This is a genomic window from uncultured Enorma sp. (genome assembly GCA_905210055.1).
Lineage (GTDB): Bacteria > Actinomycetota > Coriobacteriia > Coriobacteriales > Coriobacteriaceae > Enorma.
This window is the reverse complement of sequence record CAJLVH010000113.1, coordinates 1-6,553: the sequence shown is the minus strand read 5'-3', so window position 1 is coordinate 6,553 and position 6,553 is coordinate 1. Positions and strand designations below refer to the sequence as shown.

The 6,553-nt window shown below is 62.1% G+C and carries 9 protein-coding genes; all 9 read right to left on the bottom strand.

Going from position 1 to position 6,553, the window contains the following annotated elements:
• Positions 1-4 precede the first annotated feature (4 nt).
• Positions 5-280, bottom strand: a complete 276-nt coding sequence (locus QZ079_RS07340) for a hypothetical protein (protein ID WP_297037087.1) — start codon at positions 278-280, stop codon at positions 5-7.
• Positions 281-421: 141 nt separating this feature from the next.
• A complete protein-coding gene (locus QZ079_RS07335; RefSeq protein WP_297037084.1) occupies positions 422-1,402 on the bottom strand; it encodes an alpha/beta hydrolase in 981 nt (326 codons plus the stop codon).
• Between the two features lie 200 nt (positions 1,403-1,602).
• Positions 1,603-2,628, bottom strand: a complete 1,026-nt coding sequence (locus QZ079_RS07330; RefSeq protein WP_297037081.1) for an aldo/keto reductase — start codon at positions 2,626-2,628, stop codon at positions 1,603-1,605.
• Positions 2,629-2,696: 68 nt separating this feature from the next.
• Entirely contained in the window at positions 2,697-3,116 is a 420-nt protein-coding gene (locus QZ079_RS07325; RefSeq protein WP_297037078.1) for a cupin domain-containing protein, read from the bottom strand.
• Between the two features lie 92 nt (positions 3,117-3,208).
• Positions 3,209-3,616, bottom strand: coding sequence for a carboxymuconolactone decarboxylase family protein (locus QZ079_RS07320; protein WP_297037077.1), 408 nt, complete (start codon positions 3,614-3,616; stop codon positions 3,209-3,211).
• A gap of 380 nt (positions 3,617-3,996) precedes the next feature.
• Positions 3,997-4,461: a flavodoxin gene (locus tag QZ079_RS07315; RefSeq protein WP_297037074.1), complete on the bottom strand. Its 465-nt coding sequence runs from the start codon at positions 4,459-4,461 to the stop codon at positions 3,997-3,999.
• A 78-nt stretch (positions 4,462-4,539) separates the two neighbouring features.
• Positions 4,540-5,076, bottom strand: a complete 537-nt coding sequence (locus tag QZ079_RS07310; RefSeq protein WP_297037071.1) for a flavodoxin family protein — start codon at positions 5,074-5,076, stop codon at positions 4,540-4,542.
• Between the two features lie 8 nt (positions 5,077-5,084).
• Positions 5,085-5,732, bottom strand: coding sequence for a flavodoxin (locus QZ079_RS07305; RefSeq protein ID WP_297037067.1), 648 nt, complete (start codon positions 5,730-5,732; stop codon positions 5,085-5,087).
• 31 nt (positions 5,733-5,763) lie between these two features.
• Positions 5,764-6,324: a flavin reductase family protein gene (locus QZ079_RS07300; RefSeq protein ID WP_297037065.1), complete on the bottom strand. Its 561-nt coding sequence runs from the start codon at positions 6,322-6,324 to the stop codon at positions 5,764-5,766.
• Positions 6,325-6,553 lie beyond the last annotated feature (229 nt).

Here is a 6,553-nt window from a genome sequence, read left to right as displayed (position 1 = left end):
TACGTTACGCTCGCCAGCGACCATCGGAGAGACCAGCGCGCACCAGATGCACCGCCATGGCAGCGAACACGATGATCGCGACGATGAAGACGGGCGAACCCTCGCCTACGAGCAACACCATCACGCAGTACACCACGCCGAATGCACAGAAGAGCGCCCCGAAGAAGCAGGCCGCCCGGCGGAGCCACACGGGCATTGACGGCGCTGGCTTCGGCTCGGACGCCGCGGCCTCGACCATGTCGTTCGACCGCTTCGCTCGCTTCTGCTTGTTCTTCGGCATGCATAACTCCTCGCACGCGGTGAATATCGCTACCACTATACCCTGTACGTCCACCCGGCACCTCGACAGACCGACGTAATGAAATTGATAATTTCAGTACCAGGTACTGAAATTATCATGTTGCACAGCGTGCAAACGGCATCACGCCGTGTAGCGATCCAGGAAGGAGAACACCGTCTGGTAGTAGAGCTCCGGATCCACGTCCGCACTCGCACCGTGGCCTGCGCCCTCAACGATAAGCAATTCCTTCTCGCCCTCATATGCCTCGTAGAGCTCCTCGCCCATGTACGTAGGAACGTAATCGTCCGCGCCGCCATGGATGAAGAGGATGGGAACCTCGCAGGTCGCGAGTGCTGCCTTTGCATCCGCGCCCGAAAAACGGAAGCCGTAGCGCACGCTGCATACGAGGTCGGCCGCGGGCAGGAACGGAAACTCAGGCAGACCGAAGCGCTCCTTGAGTTGGTCGGTGAACATAGCATATGCGCTCGTGTAGCCGCAATCTTCAACCACTGCCACAACGCTTTCGGGGAGGTCGTCCTCGCCCGCCGCCATGAGCACGGTCGCCGCGCCCATGCTCTCGCCATACAGCACGATCTGCGCCCGCGCATCGCGCGCCACAATCTCGCTCGCCCACGCTATGACGTCGCGCTTCTCAAAGTATCCCATGGAGAGGAAGTCGCCTTCGCTGTTGCCTCGTCCACGCTCATCGGGCGCGAGCACGTTGTAGCCCGCTTCGACGAACGGCACGATCGCCGGCGCGATGTCGCGATGATCAACGGTGTAGCCATGGACGGCAAGCACGTATCGGTGCGATTCCCCTGCCGCAGGATAGTACTGCGCCCAAAGGCTGAGGCCGTCTTCACTTTCAATCGTCCATTCGTCGAGCTCACGGCCTTCAACCCATGCGTCGTAGGTGCGCTGCGCCTCGGTATCCTGCACGCCGGTGTATGCCGCTCCGTTCATGGAACCAAGCGTGCCATCGTCATTCACCGTAAGCGCATAATCCACCAGGTAGTTGCCTGCGAATAACGAGACGCCAACGAACGCCGCCACGAGCACAATCGCAGCCCCGATGAGCACACGACGCATCCAGCGACGGCGCGGACGCTGTTCTTCTGTCATAGCTACTTCCTTCTCCTCGAATTGAAATCAACAAGTTGACGAATATATCATTCTTGTCAATACAATGCCACCGAGGAAGTTTGAAGACAGAAGGCTCACAGAGCGAGCCGACCGTTGACAGAACAGCACAGCACCCGCGCCGATTTTACGACGTCGATAGTCCTTAGCCATGCAGACGTGCGAATGTCTCTGCAGGAAGATTATTTCGCGTTGGGGTTTGTGGTACCTGCAAGCGGCTTCTCACCGGGGCGCGCCGCCGGGCCCACAAGCTCGTGCGCCGTGTACGGCTCCTCAAGGTAGGCGACCTCATCTGCCGTGAGCACCACGTCGAGCGCCGCCACCGCGTCATCCACGCGCGCCGGCGACGAGCAGCCCACGATCGGTGCCTCCACGCCGCGTGCCCAATGCCAGGCGAGCGCAATGCGCGACATGGGGACGCCATGGCGCTCGGCCAGCTCGGCCACGCGCGCTACGATGGGCATATCGCGCTCGCGGTCCGCGTCGTACTTGTTGCGCATCGTGGCGTCGGTCGTCGAACGCTTGGACGCGGAGTCCCAGGTAGGACGGCACAGATGCCCGGACGCGAGTGGGCTGTAGGGCGTGAGCGCCATGCCGAACTGGCGGCACACGGGAATCATCTCGCGCTCGTCCTCGCGGTAGAGCAGGTTGTAGTGGCACTGCATGCTCGTGAACGGGCTCCAGCCGTTTTGTTCGGCCACGACCTGCATGTTATGGAGCTGGTAGGCGTACATCGCGCTCGCGCCCAGGGCGCGCACCTTGCCGGCTTGCACGAGGCCGTCGAGCGCCTCCATGGTCTCTTCGACGGGCACGTTGTAGTCAAAGCGATGGATGATGTAGAGGTCCAGGTAATCCGTGCCCAGGCGCGCGAGCGTGCCGTCGATCTCGCGGTTGATCGCCTCACGCGAGAGCCCGCCCTCGTTGAAGAAGACCTTGCTGGCGAGAACCACCTGGTCGCGCTGAACGCCAAGCTCGCGCAAGGCGGTGCCGATGTACTCTTCGCTCGTGCCGTGCGCGTAGCAGTTGGCCGTGTCGATGAAATTCACACCCAGCTCGAGCGCACGCTTGATGACAGCACGCGTCTCATCCGGCCCGATCGTCCACTGGTGGAAGTCCGCCGACGCGCGCCCGAAACTCATACCACCCAAGCACAGGCGCGGAATCGTGATGCCGGAGTGTCCAAGCGTCGTGTACCGCATATCTACCATGGTCATCCTCCATGTAAAACTACTTCAGAGTGATAATTTCGGTACCAGGTACTGAAATTATCATTTTCCTACGCTGGGTATTGCTCGTCCGTGACGGGCTCGAGCCAGTCGTTGCCGCAACCCTCGCCGGGCGCTTCGAACGCAATGTGGCTCATCCAGCTGTCGCGTGCGGCGCCGTGCCAATGCTTCACGCCGGCGGGGATGACCACGACGGTACCCGGCGTGAGCTCCTGCGGGTCTTTCCCCCACTCCTGGTACCAGCCGCGACCGTCCGTCACGATGAGGATCTGTCCACCGCCCTTGGTGGCGTGGTGCACGTGCCAGTTGTTGCGGCAGCCCGGCTCGAAGGTGACGTTCGAGAGCCCCACGCCGCATTCTGCAGCGCTCGTCAGCGGGTTGAGGTACGAATTCCCGATGAAGTACTGCGCGTACGCGTCGTTAGGGCTGCCCATGCCGAACATGGGGGTGAAGTCAGTGTGCTCTGTCATGATATCCTCCATCCAAACATGACTCATTTAGGGACGGGGTCGAAATGGGTCAGATGTCCCAAAAAGGGACAGGTGCATTTTGGGACATTGGTTCACGCGCGCGATGCAGCGGCGTTATCGATGCAGGTGAGCGCATTCAGACTGCGTGGGTAGCCGATGTAGGGCAAGATTTGCATGACCACGCGGTACAGGAAGTCGCGGTCGCGCCCCAGGTTCATGTTGGCACCCGCGTGCGCCGTTGCCTGCGGCTCGCAACCGCCCTGCGCCACGATGTAGCAGAACGTAATCATCTCGCGATCGAGGTCGGACAGGCCGCCGCGCGTGTAGTAGTCGCCGAAGCAATTCTCCGCGAGCCAACGGTTGACGGTCGCACGCTCGGAAGCGCCGGCTTTCCAGTTCTCGCGCATGCCTTCGCCGAAGTACTCAATCTGCTTCTGGTTGCCGGCGGTACCGCGCGTCTCGAGCGTCGTCGTACCTTGAGCCGGCAGCGGCAGCTCCACGCCGCGAGCACCTCGTTCGTCACATCGAAAAACGGCCGCACACGCCCGATACCGAGGTACGCGCACGCCTGGTAGACGACTTCCTTCACCTCGACGGGCGAAAGTGCCGCATCGAGCGCTTCGGGCAGCACGGCGCGAAAGTCGTCAACGCCCTGGCAGCCCAAGAGTGCCGCGAGCACCGCCAGGTAGCGCTCGCAAGCAGGCAACTCGGCGGCCGGGTCGCTCGGCACTTCCTCGCCCGCAAAGTACGCGAAACGCTCGGCGAACTCCGGATCCTTCGCTGCAAGCGCCTCCATGCCACAAGCCAATGTCTTCTCTCCCATCATCGCTCCCCTCATCTGCAAAATGATAATTTCAGTACCAGGTACTGAAATTATCATTTACGATACATGCCTCGCCCACGCAGCCGCGTCGACACCGTTGAGCAGCGCACCCGGCTTCCACGCAGCTGCAGGGCACACCGTGTGCATGCGACGCTCCGCGCCGCCGATGCCGCTGCTGCCCGATGTCGCGAAGGGAATCACCGTCTTGCCGGCGAAGTCATACGCCTCGAGGAACGTGTCCACAATGCGCGGCTCCACGTACCACCAGATGGGAAAGCCGAGAAACACGGTGTCGTAGGCATCCATATCTGCGACGGCATCCGCGATCGCGGGACGGCAGGCCTCATCTTCCATCTCAAGCGAGCTGCGGCTGCGCTTATTCGTCCAATCAAGATCCGCCGCCGTGTAGTACTCGGCGGGCTCGATCTCGAAGAGGTCGGCGCCCGTTGCCTCAGCGATCGCGCGCGCCGCCCGCGCCGTCACGCCACTAGCAGAGAAAAATGCCACCAACGTCTTTTTCATAAGACCATCTCCTTCACATACCCGGCAGGACTCCTGCCGTAAGTATGTCCCAAAATGCTCCTGTCCCTTTTTGGGACATTACAACGAGCGTCCCAGCTCGTATGCCTGCCGCGGCGCCTTCGAGGCGCGCGTCATGGACGGCATGCCGCAGCCGTAACCGAGTACGCGCCCGCAGTCATGCATGCTGAGGTAGCGCACCAGCGTGTCGTAGTGAGCCTCGAGCGCATCGAAGGTCCAGCTGTCCGCGTTCCACGCCACCGCAAGCAGGATGCTGTGCAGATGCTTGCCCGTGATGGCGGAGTTCTCGGAACAGAACCGGTCGACCACGGCCTTGAGCTGAGCCGTCATACCGTAATAGTAGAGCGGCGTGGCGAAGACGATCAGGTCGGCAGCGAGAATCTTGTCTAGGATCGCGACCATGCCATCGCGCTGGACGCATGGGCGCGCACCGTAGCCGCAGGCAACGCAGCCCGTGCACGGTTTTACGTCCGCGCGCGCTACGTCGATGCGCGCAACGGCATGCTCCGCCTCGCGGGCACCGCGTGCGAACTCATCGCAGAGGATGGCGGTGGAGCCGTCGCGGTTGGGGCTGCCTTGCAAGATGACGATGTTCATGATCCTCCTTATAGCTCGAGGCCAGCGGCCCAATCAGCCGCATCGTCGCCGGCGTCGGCAGAGAAGCGCTCACCTTCACGCCAGTCACCGGAGCCGGCAAGCTCCGCAAGGGCATCGGCACTGTCTCCGATACCTGAGGAGCCCGACGTGCAGAACGGCACCACGGTCTTGCCGGTGAAATCGTTGCCCACCACGAACGTGTGCAGCGGCCAGGCCGCCTCGCCCCACCAGATCGGGTAGCCGAGAAGAACTACGTCGTATCCGTCCCAGCCGTCGGGCGTGACCTGCGCGAGCTCAGGGTTGACCCCATCCGCTCGCTCGACGCTCACACGGGAGGCGTCGTCGTTGTAGTTCAGATCAGCCTCGGTGTAGGGCTCGGCCGCCTCGATAGCGAAGATGGCCGCACCCAGACCCTCGGCGATCGCGGTCGCCACGCCCTCCGTGTTGCCCGTGGCCGAGAAGTACGCGACGAGGGTTGCGCCGGTTGCCGCCGCCTCCGAACCGTCGTTGGTGTCAACCGCAGGCTCGTCAGAAACGGAGGGTTCGCCCTGGTCAGGAGCGTCGTTTGCCGATCCATCAGCGTTCTCGGAGGAGCATCCGGCAAGTAATGAGGTAGCAGTGGCGGCGACGGCTAGGAAGGTTCTTCTTGTAAACATGTTCTTCTCCAATCTACACCTGCACCTTGGATTATTCGGTCGCCTTACGCACCTTGGCGAAGCTCAGGCAGTCGGCGATCTTCTCGCCCGTGGCGAGGTAGGTGTAGGTAGGCATCTCGAAGAGCACGGGGCGCAGCGCGGCCACATCGACCTTACCGTCCTCGGTCACAATCGAGTCGTCCGCATAGGTACCAACCACCGAGCAGATGAAGTTCTCGAAGTGGTCGATCTCGTAGACGTCCTCCACGCGGCACTCCATGGAGAGCTTGGCGTCGTCGATGAGCGGAGTGCCGGCCTCGCCTGCCGTCCAGGCAAAGACGTCGGCCTTACTCTCTCGCGCGCCGCTCACGCTGCCACAGAAGTCCGCGCGGTCGAGCCAGGACTCGTCAACCACGTTCACGGAGAGCACACTCGCCTGCTTGATGCGCTGGTTGATGAAGTGCGCGCCAGCGAGGCTCACCATGATCTTGCTGTGACTGGGGATGCCCGTGTGCGCGACGAGCGTCCAGGTGGGCTCGTCACCGTTCATGGCACCCACTACGATCACAGGCATGGGGTAGAGCGCGGGCTTAGCACCGATGTTCCTCTTCACGATTGCCTCCATCGTCAAAACGTCACTGGGGTACTTTGACATGATGTCCCAAAATGCTCCTGTCCCTTTTTGGGACAGTCATCGGTTCTACAGGCTGGCGCGGAGGACCTCGACGATCTCATCGCGCGTAAGCACGTGGTAGCCGCCCTGCATGACGAGGGTGGAGTCGGCGAGGTCCTCGAGCATGTCCTCGGTGGCGCCGAGCTCGGAGATGCTCATGACGCAGCGG

Bases quoted from the DNA above. Each gene is read 5' to 3' on its own strand.
- QZ079_RS07340 (WP_297037087.1), bottom strand. From the start codon at position 280: ATGCCGAAGAACAAGCAGAAGCGAGCGAAGCGGTCGAACGACATGGTC.
- QZ079_RS07335 (WP_297037084.1), bottom strand. From the start codon at position 1,402: ATGACAGAAGAACAGCGTCCGCGCCGTCGCTGGATGCGTCGTGTGCTC.
- QZ079_RS07330 (WP_297037081.1), bottom strand. From the start codon at position 2,628: ATGGTAGATATGCGGTACACGACGCTTGGACACTCCGGCATCACGATT.
- QZ079_RS07325 (WP_297037078.1), bottom strand. From the start codon at position 3,116: ATGACAGAGCACACTGACTTCACCCCCATGTTCGGCATGGGCAGCCCT.
- QZ079_RS07315 (WP_297037074.1), bottom strand. From the start codon at position 4,461: ATGAAAAAGACGTTGGTGGCATTTTTCTCTGCTAGTGGCGTGACGGCG.
- QZ079_RS07310 (WP_297037071.1), bottom strand. From the start codon at position 5,076: ATGAACATCGTCATCTTGCAAGGCAGCCCCAACCGCGACGGCTCCACC.
- QZ079_RS07305 (WP_297037067.1), bottom strand. From the start codon at position 5,732: ATGTTTACAAGAAGAACCTTCCTAGCCGTCGCCGCCACTGCTACCTCA.